We start from the raw sequence: 17289 nt of genomic DNA on the forward strand, positions 1-17289 counted from the left end.
TGTGTTTGATAACGTCTTGACCGCGACATTTCACCGAGGCCGGGGCGCAGCGTCGGGAGGACGAAATGGATATCGGGCTGGTGGGACTCGGCCGGATGGGGGCCGGCATCGCACGGCACTGGCTGCGGGACGGTCACCGGGTGGTGGGCCACGACCTCGACGACGCGGCGACCGCCGATCTGCTCGGCGAGGGCCTCGAACGGGCCGGCGACCTCGCGGCGCTGATCGCCGCCCTGCCCGCGCCGCGCACCGTGTGGACGATGTTGCCGGCCGGTCCGCCGACACGTGAGGTGACCGCCTACCTCGAAGACAATCTCGAACCGGGAGACCTCCTGATCGACGGGGGGAACACCAACTTCCACGAGACGGTCGAGCGGGCCGAACGCTGCCGGGAGAAAAGGTTACGGTTCCTCGACGTCGGCACGTCGTCGGGGCTGCTCGGCCGGGCGGAGGGCTACTGCCTGATGGTCGGCGGCGACCCCGAGCTGGCGGCGGAGACGATGCCGATCCTGCGGTGCATCGCCCCCGAGGGCGGATGTCGGTACGTCGGCCCTTCGGGAGCCGGCCACTACGTGAAGATGATCCACAACGGCATCGAATACGGGCTGCTCGAAGCCTATGCCGAAGGCTTCGAGGTGCTCAAGGCCAGCACCTACGACCTCGACCTGCCCGCCATCGCCGAGCTGTGGCGGCACAACAGCCTCGTCCAGTCGCGGCTGCTCGACCTGCTCGCCGGGAAACTCGACTCCGATCCGGAGTTGTCGAAGTTCTCCGACTACGTCGAAGACCTCGGGACGGGCCGCTGGGCGGTGCTGGAGGCGATCGACCGCAACGTCCCGGCCCCCGCGATGACCGCCGCCCTGCTGACGCGGCTGCGCTCCCGGCAGGAGACCTCCTTCGGCGGGCAGGTCCTCTCGGCGCTGCGGGAGGAGTTCGGCGGTCACGTCGTCAACCGGCCCCATGGACCGGTGGCCTGACCCGGAGGTCCGGTTCCGGACCGCCACGACCCTGTCGGACCTGCCCGGCCTCACGCCCGCCGCGTTCGACCCCGACGCGGGCGCGGCCGGCGCACCGGCCCGGCTGCTCGGCGTCGAGGCCGACGGACGCTGGCGCTGCTCCTACGTCGCGGCGGAATCGGCCGGCGGCCTCGACGCGCTGGTGCCGCTCTACCGCCCGGCCGGGCGCGTCTGGCCCGACCGGGCCTACACCCCCGACCCGGAGATCGCCCCCGTCCGCTGCCTGCTCGTCGGGGGCGTGTACGACCGCCGCACCGCCCTGCACCTGCCCGCGCACCTGGCCCGGGAAGGGCTGCGCGCGGCGGCCCGGATCGCCGTCGAGGAGGACCGCTGCCTGGTCTTCCCGTTCCTCTACGACCGCGCCCGCCGGATGGTCGACGCCGCCACCGGCGGCCGGGTGCGCTGGGCGGTCGTGGCGCACGAGGCCCGGTTCACGCTCGGCGAGCCGCCGTCGCGGGTGCGCGGGGTGCTGCGCCGCGACCGGCGGCTGATCGAGCGGGCCGCCACGGCCGTGTCGGTCGTGCCGTGGCGGGACGCCGATCCGGCCACCGCCGGGCTCGTCGCCGCGCACAACCTGCGGATGGGCGCGTTCGACGACGCCGAGTTCGTGCGCCTGCGCCACGACCAGTGGGCCGCCTGCGAGGGGGTCGAGGTGATCGTGTTCGACGGCCGCGCCGGGCCGCACCGCGGCGTGCTCACCGCCCTGGTCTGGCGCGGCGGCCTCGAACTGCACGAGATCGGCCTGCCGCCCTCCGACGACCCGGCCCGGCTGGCGCTCTACCTCGACCTGATCCACCACCGCCCGCACGCGTACGCCCGCGCGCACGGGCTGACCGCCATCCGCGCGGGCACCGCCGCCCGGACCCCGAAGGCGTCGAGGGGCGCCGTGTTCGAGCCGCTGCACGGCGGCGTGCTCGACGCCGAGAACACCAGGCGGCTCGCGCGCGGGCCCGAGAGGAGTGACGGATGACCGAGTCAGAGGTGGCCGGCCTGATGGCCGAGATCCTGGAGACCGACGACCTGGCGGCCGACGAGAGCTTCTTCGAGGTCGGCGGCACCTCGTTCCTGGTGCTGACGCTGATCGCGCGCATCCAGGAGCGCACCGGCGTGACCCTGCGCATGATCGACGTCATCCGCCGCCCCACCCCGGCCGGGGTGCACGAACTGGTGGACGGCCGCGCGTGACCGTCTGGACCGCCTTCCTGGAACACGCCGAACGCCAACCGGAGCACCCGGCGATCCGCTCCGACGCCGGGGTCGTCGCCTACGGCGAACTGCGGGCCCGCGCCGACGACCTCGGCTCCTGGCTGGAGCCTTTCCGCGGCGGCCTGGTCGCGCTCGACACGGGAGACCCGGCCCTGGGCGCGCTGGCCTATCTGGCCGCCGCCCGCTCCGGCTGCGCGCTGACGCCGCTCAACCAGGACAGCCCGCCCCTGCACCGGGCGGTTCTGCTGGCGGACGCCCGCCCGGCCGCCGTCCTGCGGCCGGGCAAAACCATGCCGCTCGACGTCGTGCGCGAACCGGGCGTGCCGCGAGCCGGGCTGGAAGAAGTCGCCTATCTGCTCTACACCTCCGGCTCGACCGGCGGCCCGAAGGGCGTGCTGGTCTCCCATCGGGCGCTGGCCGACCGGCTGACCGGCCTGGCCGCCGTGCCGGGGCTGCGGGCGGGCCAGGCCATGCTGGCGATGACCGCGTTGTCGTTCGACATCTCGATCGCCGAGCTGCTGCTGCCACTGACCGTCGGCGGCACCGTGGTCGCCGCCCCGGAGGAAGCCCGTCTCGACCCGGAGATCTTCGCGGCGGCGGTGCGCAGGCACTCCCCCGACGTCGTGCAGGCGACCCCGAGTTTCTGGCGGCTGGCCGTGGCCGCCGGCTGGCCCGGCGCGCCCGGCGCCGACCTGTGGTGCGGCGGCGAGGAGCTGACCACCACCCTGGCCGCGCACCTGCTGACCCGGGGCCGCCGCCTCTGGAACGTCTACGGCCCGACCGAGGCGACCATCTGGGCCTCGGCCCACGAGGTCTCCTCCGCCGACGACGTCGCCCTCGGCGCCGCGCTGCCCGGCAGCGGCCGGTGCCTGTCCCCGGAGGGCGAGATCCTCCTGTACGGCCACGGCCTCGCCCTCGGCTACCTCGACCGGCCCGACCTGACGGCCGACCGGTTCCGCCCCCGCGAGACCCCCGACGGCACCCGGCTCTGCTACCACACCGGCGACCGGGGCCGGCTGCGCGGCGACGGCCGGATCGAGTTCCTCGGCCGCGACGACGACCAGGTCAAACTGCGCGGCCACCGCATCGAGCTCGGCGAGATCGAACGCACGCTGGAGACGCACGAGAGCGTGTCGGAGGCGGTGGTCGTGGTCAGCGCCCGCGACGACCCGGCCCGCACCCACCTCACCGCGTTCGTCGTCGGCGAGGGCGTGGACGTGCGGAGCCTGCGCCGCTGGCTGGCCGAACGGCTGCCCGCCGCCATGCGTCCGGCCCGCATCGAACCCGTGGCCGCGCTCCCGAGGACCACCGCGGGCAAGGTCGACCGCCGGGCGTTGCGGTGACCGGCCCGCTGGCGGTCCTGGTCGCCGACCGCGCCTCCCTGACCCCGGTGGAGATCGTCACGGCCGCCGGGGACGACCTGCCGGTCCTGTTCGTCCTGGACCACCGGACCGACGACCGCCTGCGCACGGTCGCCGAGGCGCTGGCCCCGACCGTCCACGCCGACTTCGCCGACGCCGAGGGGTGCGCGGCCGTCATCGCCGCCGCCGGGGCCGGCGCGGTCACGACGTTCACCGACCGGCTCTGCCCCCTGGCGGCGCGCATCCGCCGCGAACGCTGGCCGGACAAGGAGGAGCAGCGCCGCCGCCTGGTCGCGGCGGGCGTCTCCCGCGTGCGGTCGGCCGTGCTCGACCACCCGGAGCAGGTCCGGCCCCTCCTGGCCGAGTGGGGCGGCGGCGTGGTGGTCAAACCGGTCGACGGGGTCGCCAGCGCGCACACCTGGTTGCTCCGCACCCCCGCCGACGTCGACGCGTTCACCGCCGGCCCGCACCGGCTGTTCGCCGAGGAGTTCGTCGCCGGGTTGCCCGGCACGGCGTCCCTGCCGGCCGACTACCTCTCGGTCGAGCTGGTCGGCCCGCTGGCGTTCGGCACCGACCGCGCCCCGCTGGCCGCGCCGTGCCGGGAGACCGGGCTGATGTGGCCGACGTCGCGGCCGGAGAGCGTGGTGGCCCGGCTGGTCGCCACGGCCGGCGAGGCGCTGGCGGCGCTCGGGGCGGGCCCCGGGAGCTACCACGTGGAGCTCAAGCCGGGCGTCGACCGCGACGAGATCATCGAGGTCAACGGCCGGCTGGGCGGCTTCGTCGCCCGCGCGGCCCGTTACGGCGCCGACGTCGACGTGGGCAGGCTGGCCCTCGACGTCGCGGCCGGCGCCTCCGGAGCACCCGCGTCGATCGCCTGGCGGCGGTGCGTGGCCGTCATGTTGTTCCCCGCGCCGCAGGGCGCGCGGCGGATCAGCCGGGCCCCCGACCGCCGCAGCCTGGGCCGCCGTCCCGGCGTGCTGGCCGTCGACGAGGTGCGCGGGGCCGGGGAGCCGTGCGACTGGCGGCGCGGCACCGACGACGCGGTCGCCACGGTCTGGCTGGCGGGCGCAGACCACCGGGAGCTCTGGGACCGGTTCCGCGACCTGGCCGACCACCTCCACGCGGCGTTCGCGTTCACCGGCGAGCACGGCGAAGCCGTGACCGGGGACTGGCCCGCATGCCTGCGGTGACGACCTCGCCCGTGCGCCGCTACGTGGCCGGTTCGTCGGTGTCGGCCTTCGGCAACCAGATGGCGGCCGTCGCGCTGCCGGTGGCGCTGATCTGGCACGGCGCGAGCGCCGCCGCCCTCGGCGTGGTGCTCGGCGCGGCGATCCTGCCCAAGACGGTGTTCCTGCTGGCCGGAGGCGTGCTCGGCGACCGCCTCGACCGCCGGGCCGTGCTCGTCGCAGGCGACCTGCTGATGGCGTCCACCCAGATCGCGACCGCCCTGCTGCTGTGGCACGGCGGCACGAGCCTGCTGCACCTGCTGGTCCTGGTCCAGATCCTGTACGGCTGCGCCAGCGCCCTGGCCGTGCCCGCGCTCATCGGCGTGCTGCCGCAACTCGTGCCGGTGACCGGCCTGCAACGGGCCAACGCCGTGTTGCGCACGGCCATGAACACGGCGGCGGTGCTCGGCCCTCCGGCCGCCGCCGGGATCGCGGCCGTCTGGCGGCCGGAGTGGGCGCTGCTGGCGAACGCGGCCACGTTCCTGGTGTCCGCCGCGGCGGTGGCGGGGCTGCCGCGGCTGTCCGCGCCGGCCGGACGGGCGTCGTTCACCCGGGAGCTGGCCGAGGGGTGGTCGGTGTTCCGCCGCACCACCTGGGTGTGGCTGATGGTGGGGTCGTTCGCGGTCTACCAGGCCACCGTGCTGCCGGTCGTCTACGTGCTCGGGCCGCTGATCACCGGAGACGCGGGCGGGTGGGCGGCCGTCCTGACGGCGCGCAGCGTCGGGGCCATCGCCGGGGGGCTGCTGCTCCTGCGCCGGCGACCTCGCCGGCCGGTCGCGCTGGCGTGCGCGCTGCTGCTGCTCGACGTGCCGTTCCTGCTGGGCCTGACCGCCGGGCTGCCCGTGGTGGCGCTGGTGTTCGCCTCGGTCGCGGCGAGCGCAGGGCTGGTCGCGGCCGACACGTTGTGGGAGTCGGCGCTCCAGGAGAACGTCGACCCGGCCGTCATCTCGCGGATCAGCTCCTACGACTGGATGGGGTCGGTGTTCTTCGCCCCGCTCGGCTACCTGGCGGTCGGCGCGGTGGCCGCCGCGGCCGGCACGTCGGCGACCGTCGTCGCGATCACCGTCGTGCACGCGGTCGTCCATCTGTCCCTCCCGCTGGCCCGGCCGATCCTGGCCGTGCGGCGGGCTCCGTCGTGAAGAGAGGCTCGATCATGGACGACTACCTGCGGTCCCGCTGGCGGCGGATCGCGCCCGGGGCGGGCGACGGCTTCCTGTCCGGCCCCGGCGGCGTGGCGGCGATGGTCGCCTTCGTGGTGGGCCTCCAGCAGTCGGGCCTCCCGGTCAGCATGCGCGACCTGCTCCGCTCGCCGACCGTGCCGCTGCTGGCGGAGGCCCTGCGGAACCGGCCGCCCGACGCGCCCGGGGAGTACCCGGCCTTCGCCGACCTGTGGGAGGAGGGCACGTCGGTGTGGTCGTCGGAGGCCGACACGCTGGTGCGGCTCGCCGACGGCGCGGGCCCGCCGCTGTTCTTCGTGCACACCGGCCTCGGCCAGGTGCGTTTCATGGAAGAGGTCGTGGACGACTTCCGGCGCGGCCGCCCGGTCTACGGCATCGAGGCCATCGGGCTGCGCGACCGCACCCGCCCCCCGCTGTCGATGGTCGAGATCGCTCAGCAGTACGTCGCCCAGATCCGCCGCGTGCAGCCGCACGGCCCGTACACGATCGGCGGGTTCTGCATGGGCAGCCACGTGGCGTTCGAGATGGCCCACCGGCTGGCCGAGGCGGGCGAGGAGGTGCCCGTGCTGGCGCTGCTGCCGTCGGCGTTCTCCCTCGACGCGGGCGGGGTGAACTCGATCAGGCCGGGCGTGCGGCAACGGCCCGCCGGGACCGGACCCGCCGACCTCTACCTCGAACGGCTCGCCTACGTGCAGCTCATGTTCGGCGACCTCGACCTGGCGGCGAACCGCGCCGACGTGCTCGCCGTCTTCGAGGAGACGTTCCGGCTCGACGGGGTGAAACCGGAGGACCTCTTCTGGCACGCCGTGGTGGCCGCCGCGGGCGCGTTCGCGCAGGAGAACTACGACCCCCGGCCCTACCGGGGACCGGCCCTGGTCTTCCAGACGGCGCGGACCGCGACCGGCGAGGCCGCCGACTGGTCGCCGGTGGCCCCGAACGCCCGGAACGTCGTGCTCGACGAGGAGGACAGCCTGGGCCTCATGCGGACCCGGGAGTTCGCCGACGCCGTGGCGTAGCGACACACCGCGCGGGAACCGCGATCGTCGCCATCTGCCGCTTAACCTGCGGAAATATGTCCAACCACTTCACCGGCCTCAGCCTCGGCCCGCCCATGGGCGACCAGCGTCTCGACCTGTGCGACCTCTACGCCTTCACCGCGCCCGGCGACCCCGACCGGACCGTGCTCATCCTGAACGCCAATCCGAACGCCGACGCCCTGCACCCCGACGCGATCTACCGGATGAACGTCGACACCGACGGCGACCTGCTGACCGACGTCGCCTTCAGCTGGGTCTTCGGCACGCCGGGGCCCGACGGCGCGCAGACCTACAGCGTCACCATGGCGACCGGCGAGCAGGCCCGCGACCCCGAAGCGGCCGGCACGCCGATCGTGACCGACGCCGCCGTCTCGTTCGGCCCGCGCGCCAACGTGGTCGAGAGCGGGGCGTACACGGTGGCCGCCGGGAGCCGCAGCGACGCGTTCTTCTTCGACTTCGACGGCATCAAGAACCTGTTCGACACCAGCGGCAACCGGAACTTCACCGCGCCGCACCTGGGCGGGAAGTCGCCGTGGACCGGCGTCGACTCCAACACCACCGCCAACGTCTTCTCGATGGCGATCGAGCTGCCGACCGCCGCGTTGCGGCCCAGCCCGACGCTGCGCGTCTGGGGCCGGTGCAGCGTGCGGCGCGACGGCGAGCTCGTGCACGCCGACCGCGCCGGGCACCCGTCGATGAGCAGCTTCTTCAACACCGACGACACGAAGGAGGAGTACAACGCCAGTGAGCCGGTGCACGACCGCGAGCGGTGGACCGACCAGTTCGTGCACCTGCTGGGCCACACCGGCGGCTACACCGAGGAGGAGGCGCGGGCCGCGATCGACGACCACGGCCTGCTCCCCGACGTGCTGCACTTCGACCCGGCCAAGCCGGCGTTCTACCCCAACGGCCGCACGTTCACCGAGGACGTCATCGACATCCGGGTCGCGTTCCTGACCAGGAACGAGGCCCCGCCCACCGGCCTGTCGCCGCACACCGACACGCTCGACCGGTTCCCGTACCTCGGCGATCCGCACATGTCGTGAAAAAGCAGTGGACGGGGAGCAGCGCGGGCTTGTAGCTTGCCGTCGACCGTGACACACCCGAGGAGGTGAGACCCATGAACGCTGTATCGACGTGGGTGCTCCCCCGATCCGTCACGGCCGGGCGACCGAGATAGGTGTCGCCGGGAGCGCCGTCATCCAGGCACTCCCGAAAGGCTTCACCTGATGAACTCTCCGCAAGTCGACGCCGATGTGATCATCGCCGGCAGCGGGCCGACCGGCGCGATGCTCGCGGCCGAGCTGCGGCCGCACGGTGTGCGGGTCCTCGTCGTCGAGAAGGAGACCGCGCCCAAGTCGTCCGTCCGCATCGTCGGTCTGCACATCCGCACGCTCGAACTGATGGCGACGCGCGGCCTCCTCGACCCGATCCTGGAGCACGGCCGGCGGCGTCCGGCCGCCGGCTTCTTCGCCGCCATCCCCAAACCCGCGCCCGAGAACCTCGACTCCCCCTACGCCTACATCGTGGGCATCCAGCAGCCGGTCATCGAGCGCCTGCTCGCCGACCACGCGACCGGCCTCGGCGCGGAGATCCGGCGCGGGCAGGCCGTCACCGGCTTCCAGCAGGACGACGACGGCGTCACCGTCGAACTGACCGGCGGGCAGCGGCTGCGCGCGCGGTACCTCGTCGGGTGCGACGGCGCGCGCAGCACGGTGCGCAAGCTCCTCGGCGTCGGCTTCCCCGGCGAGCCCTCCCGCAACGACACGCTCATGGGCGAGATGGAGGCGGCCGCGCCGCCCGAGGAGATCGCCGCCACGATCGCCGGGCTCGGCGACCGCCACCAGCGCTTCTGGCTCCGGCAGATCGGCGGCGTCTACAGCGTGGTCGTCCCGGCCGCCGAGGTCGCCGACCGCACCGAACCGCCCACCCTGGACGACTTCAAGGAGCGGCTGCGCGCCCTCATCGGCACCGACTTCGGCGTGCACTCCCCGCGCTGGTTGTCGCGCTTCGGCGACGCCACCCGGCTGGCCGAGCACTACCGGGTCGGGCGGGTGCTGCTGGCCGGCGACGCGGCGCACATCCATCCGCCCATCGGCGGACAGGGCCTCAACCTGGGCGTCCAGGACGCCGTCAACCTCGGCTGGAAACTGGCCGGTCAGATCGCCGGCTGGGCCCCGGACGGCCTGCTCGACACCTACCACGCCGAACGCCACCCGGTCGCCGCCGCCGTGCTCGACAACACCCGCGCCCAGATGGAGCTCTCGCGGCCGGAACCGGGCCCCCAGGCCGTGCGGCGGCTGCTCACCGAACTGATGGACATCGACGAGGTGAACCGCCGCCTGGTCGAGAAGATCACCGCGATCGACATCCGGTACGACTTCGGGCCGGGCCCCGACCTGCTGGGCCGCCGCCTGCCCGACGTGGGCCTGAAGGAGGGCAGCCTCTTCGGCGTGCTGCGGCCCGGCCGGGGCCTGCTGCTCGACCGGACCGGCGGCCTCACCCCCGGCGGCCGGTCCGGACGGGTCGACCACCTCGCCGATCCGACGGCCGCGCTGGACGTCCCGGCGGTGCTGCTCCGCCCCGACGGCCACGTCGCCTGGATCGGCGACGACCAGCGGGATCTGGACGTCCACCTGGCCCGCTGGTTCGGCTGATCGAGTTTGTCGGTGGCGGGACCTAGGGTGCCCGCCATGACCCCTTGGACCGAACCCCCCGGCTCCGGCGAACGCTGGCTGGCGACCTTCGTCGCCGGAGCCGCCGCCGATCGGGCGGCGCTGCGCGACGAACTGCGGTCCCAGGTCGACGCCGACGACGGATGTCGGCAGTCCAGCGAGACCTACCTCCACCCCGCCCAGTGGCAGGCCGCGCTGGCCGCCGAGCTCGTCACGCCGGGCAGCGCCCTGGCGGTGCCGCCGATCGAACCGCACCGCTACTGGGAGGGGTCGGGCCACTCCACGAGGGTCCGCGTGGTGACCCGCGGCGAGGAGCCCGACCCCGCCTGGCCGCCCCGGCGGTTCGTCGTCATGGGCCGGCATCCCGGCGACCCCGCCGCCGACGACACCCCGAGGCGTGTCTTCCTCGTCACCTGGACCAGCGACGACGGCCCGAGCGGGGCGGTGGCCCGCGAGGGCGACCGGGAGATCCCCTACGCGCGGGGCCGCATCCACCTGAACGGCGCCCCCACCGACGTCGAACGCCCGCCGCCGCCCGCGCGGGCCTGGTCCGGCTACGACCACGACCCGGTGATCCGTCCCGGCGTCGTCTACGACGACGCCGAGGAGGTCATGCCCGACCACCTCCACGACCACGTCTTCGCGCGCATGGCCGAGCTCGGCGTCGACCCCGTCCGGATCGCTGCGATGCGGGCCGACGTGGAGGTGCCCCCGCCCGGCCCCGGCGAGCCCCTCGTCGAGGTCACCGTCGCCTTCGTCCCGTCGCGGCTGCGTTCGGTCCTGCCCGAGGAACTGTCCGGGCCCGACGAGTGGCGGCGGCGGAACCGGCTGCCGCGTTCGGGCGCCCTGGCCCCGCTCCACGAGTTCCAGCTGCACCGCTACGCGGAGGTCGCCGCCGCCCTCCGCGACGACGCCCTGCCGCCGGTGCTGCTGGCGACGCCGACCCGCCCGAGCGGCCACCTCGACCCCGGCGTGCTGGTCGACCGGCTGGAGACCTGCGCGGCCGCCGGTGTGGAGCCGCTCCCCGCCGACCTCGCGCAGGCGCTGCTGCGCCTGCCCCGGGGCCGCCACCCGGCGGCGGCCGAGCGGGCCGCCCGGATCGGCTCGGCCGCGGCGGGCGAGGCCGCCCGCTGGCTGGCCGGCGACGGCCTGGCCGACCCCGAGTGCGGGTTCACCTGGCAGCGCATGGTGAACGCCACCATGGTCGACCTCGGCGACGACGAGCTCGACGAGCGCCTAGAGCTCCGGCTGCGGCCGATGTTGCGGGTCACCACCCCGACCGGCCTCCCGCTGATCGACGAGGTGCTGCTGCGCGAACCCCGCGACTGGATGGTCGACGACTCCGCCGGACAGCTGGGCGACTGGCCCGCCATGCTGCCCTCCCATCGCGAGGTCGTGGCGCTCAACCTGCTGCCCTACCTGCTGGGCGAACGGGTGACGCCAGACCTGACCGGCCTGGCACTCGGCGAGGGCCCGGTCGGCCGGTCGACGGCGGTGATCGTCGCGTTCCTGGTGGCCTGCGGCGCGCCCGGTGTGGTCCCGCTGTTCCAGGCCATGGCGGCCACGGGCGAACTGCCCGCCGAGGAGGTCGCCCGCCAGCTCGTGCTGGTGCTGCGCCGCACCGGCCGGCAGACCCGCCCCACCGTCGCGGTGCTGCGCGAGCTCGCCGAGGCCGGCGGCCACGCGGAGGTGTGGCGCGTCCTGAGCGCCGTGTTGCCGTCGGTGCTGCCGAGCGAACGCGAGCACATGACGCTGACGCTGACCGAACTCGTCGCCTTCGCCGCCGACGTCGCCCGCCTGGCCGGGGCGCGCGGGGCGATCCCGGTCGTCGCCGAGAACGCGCGCAGTCCGCGCACGCTCCGCTTCGTCCACGAGTGCCGGCGGCTGCACGCCCAGCTCACCGGGGCGACACCGTGACGGGCCGCTGAAACACGGCCCGGCAGGCCAGCAGGGCGAGCCCGAACAGCGGCAGCCAGGCGAGCCGGGCCGCCACCCAGCCCGGATCATCGGGCCCGGTGTGCAGCCCGGCCAGCGGCCCGAAGGGCAGCCCGAGCGCGGTCACGCTGATGAGGGCCGTCTGGTGCCAGACGTAGACGGTCATCGCCGACAGGTTCACCGCCGCGACCAGGCCCCACAGGGCCGGCCGGCGCATCAGCCGGCGCAGCGGGCCGAGCAGCAGCAGCGCCGCGCCCGCCTGGGCCAGCCCGAACGTCACGGCGGCCAGCGTCGGCGGCGACTGGTTCGACACCGCCGCTCCGGGCACCCCAACCATGGCCGCCGGGTAACCCCCGGCCGTGACCAGGACGCCGGTCGCGACCGCCCCGCCCGCCAGCAGCACCCAGCCGTTGTGCCGCCGCCGGCCCAGTCCCACGCAGTAGGGCACCAGCCAGGCCGCCCCCACGTTGAGCCAGCCGACCCAGCCCGGGGCGTCGAAGGCGAACCGGGCCAGGTCGACGGCCGCGACCACGGCCACCGGCCAGCCGGGATGCAGCCTGGCCACCAGCGGCGTGACCGCCATCAGCGCGCCATAGACGGGCAGGAACCACAGCGGCGCCCACACCAGCTTGGCCAGCGCCGCCACCGTGCCGGGGTCCGCGCCGCAGGCGAGCAGCACCACCACCACGACCGCCCACACCCCGGCGAGGGCGGGCAGCGGGCGCAGCAGCCGGGCCAGCCGGAACCGGAGCGGGGTCGTGCTCCGGGCCGCGACCATGCCGCCGACCAGGAAGAACAGCGCCATCGTCTGGAGGAGCCACGACACCGGGGCCAGTTCGGGCAGGTGCTTCAGCGGGCTCGTCACCCTGATCGTGCCGCTGTCGGCGACGAGCGCGGTGACGAGCCAGTGGCCGCACACCACCCCCGCGATCGCGAGGGCGCGCAGCGCGTCGACGCCCCGGTCACGCATGGGCCACGATCCCGGCGATGCTCGTCAGCGACCGGCCCAGCAGGTAGTCGCCGTGCCCGGCCTCCCCGGCGTCGAACGGCCGCGCGCCGAAACCCGGGGACACGGGGTCGGCTCCGAAGATCGCGGGCACGTCCCCGATCCAGTCGTCGCGGCCCCGGCCGGCCCAGACGGTCGCCGGGCTGCGCAGGGCGGCGGCCGATTCGGCCGGGACGCCAGCGGCGCCGTACAGGACCAGGTTCTCGACCGGCAGGCCCGGCGCGGCGCGGGCGCACACGACGGCGCCGTAGGAGTGGCAGAGCAGGGAGATCCGCGCGCCCGGGTGGGCGGCGGCGAGCCCGGTGACGAACGCGCGCAGGCGCGGGGCCGCCGCGTCGGCGCGCGTGGTGGTCACCGAGCCGAGGCTGAGCAGGCGCGGGGCCGGATAGCCGAGCCAGGCGATCACCGCCGAGCCGGGCCCGAGCGCGGCCTGGAGACGGGTCGCGCCGCCCCGGAGCCGCCCGTAGGCGTCGAGGGTGGTGCCCGCGCCCGGGACGACGACCGCGACGGTCCGGGCCGGGAGCACGCCGACCACCTCGACCGCCGTGCCGCCGTCGTGGCCGTCGAAGGCCAGGAAGGCGCGCGACGGGCTCGCCATCGCGCGCAGCGACGCGGCCCGGGTGGCGTCGCCGCGTTCGGCCGCGAGCCGGGCGGCCTGGCCGATGGCCTCCCTGGTCAGCGCGTACTGCGCCGGGCCGAAGGCCACCGGGGTCTCCGGTGGCGCGGCGACGCCTTGGCCGCCGACCGGCACGGCCACCGACGCGGTGAGCAGGAGGGATCCGAGCAGTCGCTTCATGCCGGGGACGATGCCGGAGGCCGTGGTGGCGGCGCATCGGAGCCGGGGCGTACGACCACGGTCCGATTCCCCGTATACCGCCGCGAACCTACGATCGGCCCATGATTCAACCGGGCTTGTGGTGGACGGTCCCGCCGTGAGCGGTCGGCGTGCTCGTCGTGGTTCTGTCGCGCGGCGGCTCCCCGGCCGGTTCCGACCTGGCCGTGCTGGCGGTCACGACCGTGCTCGTCGTGGCGGGCGGCGCGCTGCTCGACCGGCGGCCGCTGCCCGGCCTCGCGTTCCTGCTGGTCACGTTGCCGGTCGGCGGGCTGCTCTCCGTCGGGGTGCTGCCGTTCGCCCAGTTCGCCGTGGTCGCCTTCGGCCTCTACCGGATCGCCGCCACCGCCGCCCGGCGCGTCTCGTCGATCGCGCTGGCCGCCGCGGCGGGCGTGGAGATCCTCTGCCTGCTGTCCGCCCCGCCCGTCTCCTTCGTGCTGGTGCTGGTCACCGTGATCGCCTGGTTGCTCGGCCGGGCCGTCGGGCAGGCCGGCGAGCACGCCGCGGCCCGCGTGGGCTGGACCGCCGCCCAGGCCGTCGCCGACGAGCGGCTGCGCATCTCCCGCGAGCTGCACGACACGGTCGCCCACTCCATCGGGGTGATCGCCTTCCAGGCCGGGGCCGCCCGGCGGGTGATCGGCACCCGGCCCGAGGAGGCGGCGCGGGCGCTCGGCGAGATCGAGACGGCCGGGCGCGAGGTGCTCACCGGGCTGCGCCGCATGCTGGTGGCGCTGCGCGACGGCGACCCGGCCCCCTCGGGCGGGCTGGCCGACCTGTCGCGGCTCGCCTCGACGGGGGTGCGCGTGGAGTTCAGGGAACTCGGTGCGCGGCGGACGTTGCCGCCGGAGGTCGACATGGCGGCGTACCGGATCATTCAGGAGGCGGTCACCAACGTGGCCCGGCACGCCGCGACCGGCTCGTGCGCGGTGACCGTCGACTACCGGGAGGCCGAGGTGGCCGTCGAGGTCGTCGACGGCGGCCGGGGCGGCCGGGGGCCGGTCGTGCCGGGCTTCGGGCTGGCCGGCATGCGGGAGCGGGCCACGCTGCTGGGCGGCGTGTTCACCGCCGGTCCGGTGCCCGGCGGCGGGTTCCGGGTCGCGGCCAGCCTGCCGGTGGAGGCACGATGACCGTGCGCGTGCTGCTGGCCGACGACCAGCCGCTGATCCGGGCCGCGCTGCGAATGGTCATCGCCGACGCGCCCGGCCTGGAGGTCGCCGGAGAGGCCGGGACCGGCGCCGACGCGGTCCGCCTCACCCGCGAACTCGGCCCCGACGTGGTCGTGATGGACCTCCGCATGCCCGGCATGGACGGCGTCGAGGCGACCCGGCGCATCACCGAGGCGGGCGGCGGCGCGCGGGTGGTCGTGCTGACGACCTTCGACGACGACGAGAACGTCTACGGCGCTCTGCGCGCCGGAGCGGCCGGGTTCCTGGTGAAGGACATGGCGCTCGACGACATCCTGAGCGCGGTGCGGGTGGTCGCCGCCGGTGACGCCCTGATCGCACCCGCCGTGACCCGGCGGCTGATCGCGGCCTTCGCGGCCCGCCCGCGGGCCCGTCCGGAACACCGGGCGCTGAGCGTGATCACCGAACGCGAGCGCGAGGTCCTCACCCTGATCGGGCGCGGCCGGTCGAACGCCGAGATCGCGGCCGAGTTGTTCATCACCCCGGCGACGGTCAAGGCCCACGTGACCCGGCTCCTGGTGAAGCTGGCCGCCCGCGACCGGGTGCAGTTGGTGATCATCGCGTACGAGACCGGCCTGGCACCCTAAGCCTGGACGGCGGCCTCCACGAACGCGCGCACCAGCCGCTCCTGGCGGCCGGGCACGAAGGCCAGCGACACCGGGATCGGCGGGGCGTCGCACAGCGGCACGAACGTCACGGCGGGGTGCACCGACCGCCGCATGGCGACCTCCGGCACGACCCCGATGCCGCGCCCGGCCGCGACCGACTCGATCCACTCGTCGAAGTTCTCGGTCTCGACGACGGCGCGGGGCTGCCGGTCGGGCCACGACCACGGGCCGGTGGTCCCGCTCAGGACGTTCACGACCAGGGGCCAGTCGGGGATCTCGTCCCAGTCGACGTGGTCGAGCGCGGCCAGCTCGCAGTCGGCGGAGCAGACCGCCACCCGGGCCTCGTCGAAGAGATGGACGAGCCGCAGCTCGCCCGAGGTGGGCGACCTCGGGTCGCCGCGCAGCAGCGCGACGTCGACCGTGCCGCGTTCGACGGCCGCGATCACGTCGTCGGCGCGGACCATGACGACCGTGCTCCCGGTCGCCTCCTCGAACCGGGTGACGATCTCCTGCGCCCACGGGTCGGGCAGCAGCCAGCTGAACCCCAGCCGGAGCCTGCTCTGGTGCCGGGCCGTCGCCACGGCGCGGTCGACGTCGGCCAGCACCCGCTCGGCGTCGTCGAGGAACTGCCGTCCCTCGCACGTCAGCTCGACGTGCCGGGAGCTCCGGTCGAGCAGCCGCACCTGGAGCACGTCCTCCAGCTGGCGGATGGTCCGGCTCAGGGCGGGCTGGGTGAGCGCCATCTCGTCGGCGGCGCGGGTGAAGGACCCCAGCCGGGCCACCGTGACGAACGCCCGCAGATGGCGGAGCTCAACATCCATAACCGTCAAGCATAGATGCACGACAATAGGCATTTCCGGAAGCCCCGGGGCCGCTCTAGCGTCGGAGTGACGACGCACCGAAAGGATCGATCGTGCACAGTGTCCTCACCGGTCTGGGACTGACCTCCCCCGTCCTGGCGGCTCCGATGGCCGGCGGGGCCAGCACCCCGGCGTTGGTGATCGCGGCGGCGAAGGCCGGTGGCCTCGGGTTCGTCGCCGCGGGCTACAAGACCCCCGATCTGCTCGCCGAGCAGATCGGCCAGGTCCGCGCGGCGGGCGTGCTCTTCGGGGTGAACGTCTTCGCCCCCAACCCCGTCCCCGTCGACCCGGCCCTCTACCGCGCGTACGCCGACCTGCTGCGCGCCGAGGCCGACCGCTACGGCGTGGAGGTCGGCGGCGGCACGCCGACCGAGGACGACGACCACTGGCACGAGAAGATCGACCTGCTGCTGACCGACCCGGTCCCGGTGGTGAGCTTCACCTTCGGCCTGCCCGACGCCCGGACCGTCGCGGCCCTGCGCGCGGCCGGCACCCTCGTCGTGCAAACCGTCACCTCGGCCGAGGAGGCCAGGGCCGCCGCCGAGCTGGGCGTGGATCTCCTCGCGGTCCAGGCGTCCGCCGCCGGCGGCCACTCGGGCACCCTCACGCCCGAGCGGGTCCCGCCGGAGACGCCCCTCCCCCAGCTGCTCGGCGAGGTCGGGGCGGCCGTGCGGCTGCCGCTGATCGGCGCGGGCGGCATCGCGACCCCGACCGCCGTCGGCACCGCCCTGGCCACCGGAGCCGCCGCGGTGAGCGTCGGCACGGTGCTGCTGCGCTCCGACGAGAGCGGCGCGTCGACCCCGCACCGCGACGCCCTGGCCGACACCCGGCGGCGCTGCACGGTGATCACCCGCGCCTTCACCGGCCGCCCGGCCCGGGGGCTGCGCAACGAGTTCACCGACCGCTACACCGCCCAGGCCCCATTGGGCTATCCCGCCCTCCACCACCTGACCAGCCCGATCCGCAAGGCCGCCGCCGCCAAGGGCGACGCGGAAAGGGTCAATCTGTGGGCCGGCACCGGCTACCACAACGCCACGGCCGAACCCGCGACGCGCATCCTGACGGGTCTCACGCGCCGGTTGTGGCTCTGACGGATCGCGGCGCGAATTCTTCGTAGCGCTATTTCCGTCATCGGCCCGAATTCGATTTCCGCGGCCCGAAAAGC

Annotated in this window: 16 protein-coding genes; 13 read left to right on the forward strand and 3 right to left on the reverse strand. The window is 74.9% G+C overall.

Annotated elements, in window-relative coordinates; all coding sequences use genetic code 11:
• The first annotated feature begins 65 nt into the window (after positions 1–65).
• The 10 genes from gnd (at position 66) to AW274_RS26500 (ending at position 11616) form a co-directional block, all read left to right on the forward strand.
• Positions 66–977: a phosphogluconate dehydrogenase (NAD(+)-dependent, decarboxylating) gene (gnd, locus tag AW274_RS26455; RefSeq protein WP_062437248.1), complete on the forward strand. Its 912-nt coding sequence runs from the start codon at positions 66–68 to the stop codon at positions 975–977.
• The gene (locus tag AW274_RS26460; protein WP_062437249.1) at positions 961–1986 is read left to right on the forward strand and encodes a hypothetical protein; all 1026 of its coding nucleotides are present in this window, start codon (positions 961–963) and stop codon (positions 1984–1986) included. Before gnd ends, AW274_RS26460 begins: the two co-directional genes overlap by 17 nt.
• Positions 1983–2201: a phosphopantetheine-binding protein gene (locus tag AW274_RS26465; protein WP_062437250.1), complete on the forward strand. Its 219-nt coding sequence runs from the start codon at positions 1983–1985 to the stop codon at positions 2199–2201. The genes AW274_RS26460 and AW274_RS26465 overlap by 4 nt, the downstream gene beginning before the upstream one ends.
• Entirely contained in the window at positions 2198–3565 is a 1368-nt protein-coding gene (locus tag AW274_RS26470) for an amino acid adenylation domain-containing protein (protein ID WP_062437251.1), read from the forward strand. Before AW274_RS26465 ends, AW274_RS26470 begins: the two co-directional genes overlap by 4 nt.
• The gene (locus AW274_RS26475) at positions 3562–4773 is read left to right on the forward strand and encodes an ATP-grasp domain-containing protein (protein WP_062437252.1); all 1212 of its coding nucleotides are present in this window, start codon (positions 3562–3564) and stop codon (positions 4771–4773) included. Before AW274_RS26470 ends, AW274_RS26475 begins: the two co-directional genes overlap by 4 nt.
• The gene (locus tag AW274_RS26480; protein WP_083974833.1) at positions 4761–5948 is read left to right on the forward strand and encodes an MFS transporter; all 1188 of its coding nucleotides are present in this window, start codon (positions 4761–4763) and stop codon (positions 5946–5948) included. The genes AW274_RS26475 and AW274_RS26480 overlap by 13 nt, the downstream gene beginning before the upstream one ends.
• Positions 5949–5962: 14 nt before the next feature.
• A complete protein-coding gene (locus AW274_RS26485; RefSeq protein ID WP_157520745.1) occupies positions 5963–7003 on the forward strand; it encodes a thioesterase domain-containing protein in 1041 nt (346 codons plus the stop codon).
• A 56-nt stretch (positions 7004–7059) separates the two neighbouring features.
• Entirely contained in the window at positions 7060–8070 is a 1011-nt protein-coding gene (locus AW274_RS26490; RefSeq protein ID WP_062437255.1) for a DUF4331 family protein, read from the forward strand.
• A gap of 183 nt (positions 8071–8253) precedes the next feature.
• Complete coding sequence (locus tag AW274_RS26495; RefSeq protein WP_062437256.1) at positions 8254–9681, forward strand: FAD-dependent monooxygenase; 1428 nt, start codon at positions 8254–8256, stop codon at positions 9679–9681.
• Positions 9682–9717: 36 nt separating this feature from the next.
• Positions 9718–11616, forward strand: a complete 1899-nt coding sequence (locus tag AW274_RS26500) for a hypothetical protein (RefSeq protein WP_062437257.1) — start codon at positions 9718–9720, stop codon at positions 11614–11616.
• Here the strand turns inward: AW274_RS26500 and AW274_RS26505 are convergent.
• Together AW274_RS26505 and AW274_RS26510 are read right to left on the reverse strand one after the other, a co-directional pair.
• Positions 11597–12604, reverse strand: a complete 1008-nt coding sequence (locus AW274_RS26505; RefSeq protein ID WP_062437258.1) for an acyltransferase family protein — start codon at positions 12602–12604, stop codon at positions 11597–11599. The genes AW274_RS26500 and AW274_RS26505 overlap by 20 nt on opposite strands.
• Entirely contained in the window at positions 12597–13436 is an 840-nt protein-coding gene (locus tag AW274_RS26510) for an alpha/beta hydrolase (RefSeq protein WP_062437259.1), read from the reverse strand. The genes AW274_RS26505 and AW274_RS26510 overlap by 8 nt, the downstream gene beginning before the upstream one ends.
• A 149-nt stretch (positions 13437–13585) precedes the next feature.
• Between AW274_RS26510 and AW274_RS26515 the strand changes: the two genes are divergently transcribed.
• Both AW274_RS26515 and AW274_RS26520 read left to right on the forward strand, forming a co-directional pair.
• Positions 13586–14599, forward strand: a complete 1014-nt coding sequence (locus AW274_RS26515; protein ID WP_062437260.1) for a sensor histidine kinase — start codon at positions 13586–13588, stop codon at positions 14597–14599.
• Positions 14596–15243: a response regulator gene (locus tag AW274_RS26520; protein ID WP_062437261.1), complete on the forward strand. Its 648-nt coding sequence runs from the start codon at positions 14596–14598 to the stop codon at positions 15241–15243. Before AW274_RS26515 ends, AW274_RS26520 begins: the two co-directional genes overlap by 4 nt.
• Here the strand turns inward: AW274_RS26520 and AW274_RS26525 are convergent.
• A complete protein-coding gene (locus AW274_RS26525) occupies positions 15240–16085 on the reverse strand; it encodes a LysR family transcriptional regulator (RefSeq protein WP_062437262.1) in 846 nt (281 codons plus the stop codon). The genes AW274_RS26520 and AW274_RS26525 overlap by 4 nt on opposite strands.
• A gap of 92 nt (positions 16086–16177) precedes the next feature.
• On the opposite strand from AW274_RS26525, the gene AW274_RS26530 reads away from it, so the two are divergent.
• The gene (locus AW274_RS26530; RefSeq protein WP_062437263.1) at positions 16178–17215 is read left to right on the forward strand and encodes a nitronate monooxygenase; all 1038 of its coding nucleotides are present in this window, start codon (positions 16178–16180) and stop codon (positions 17213–17215) included.
• The last annotated feature ends 74 nt before the right edge of the window (positions 17216–17289 follow it).

It is taken from the genome of Herbidospora daliensis (assembly GCF_001570585.1).
Taxonomy (GTDB): Bacteria; Actinomycetota; Actinomycetes; order Streptosporangiales; family Streptosporangiaceae; genus Herbidospora; species Herbidospora daliensis.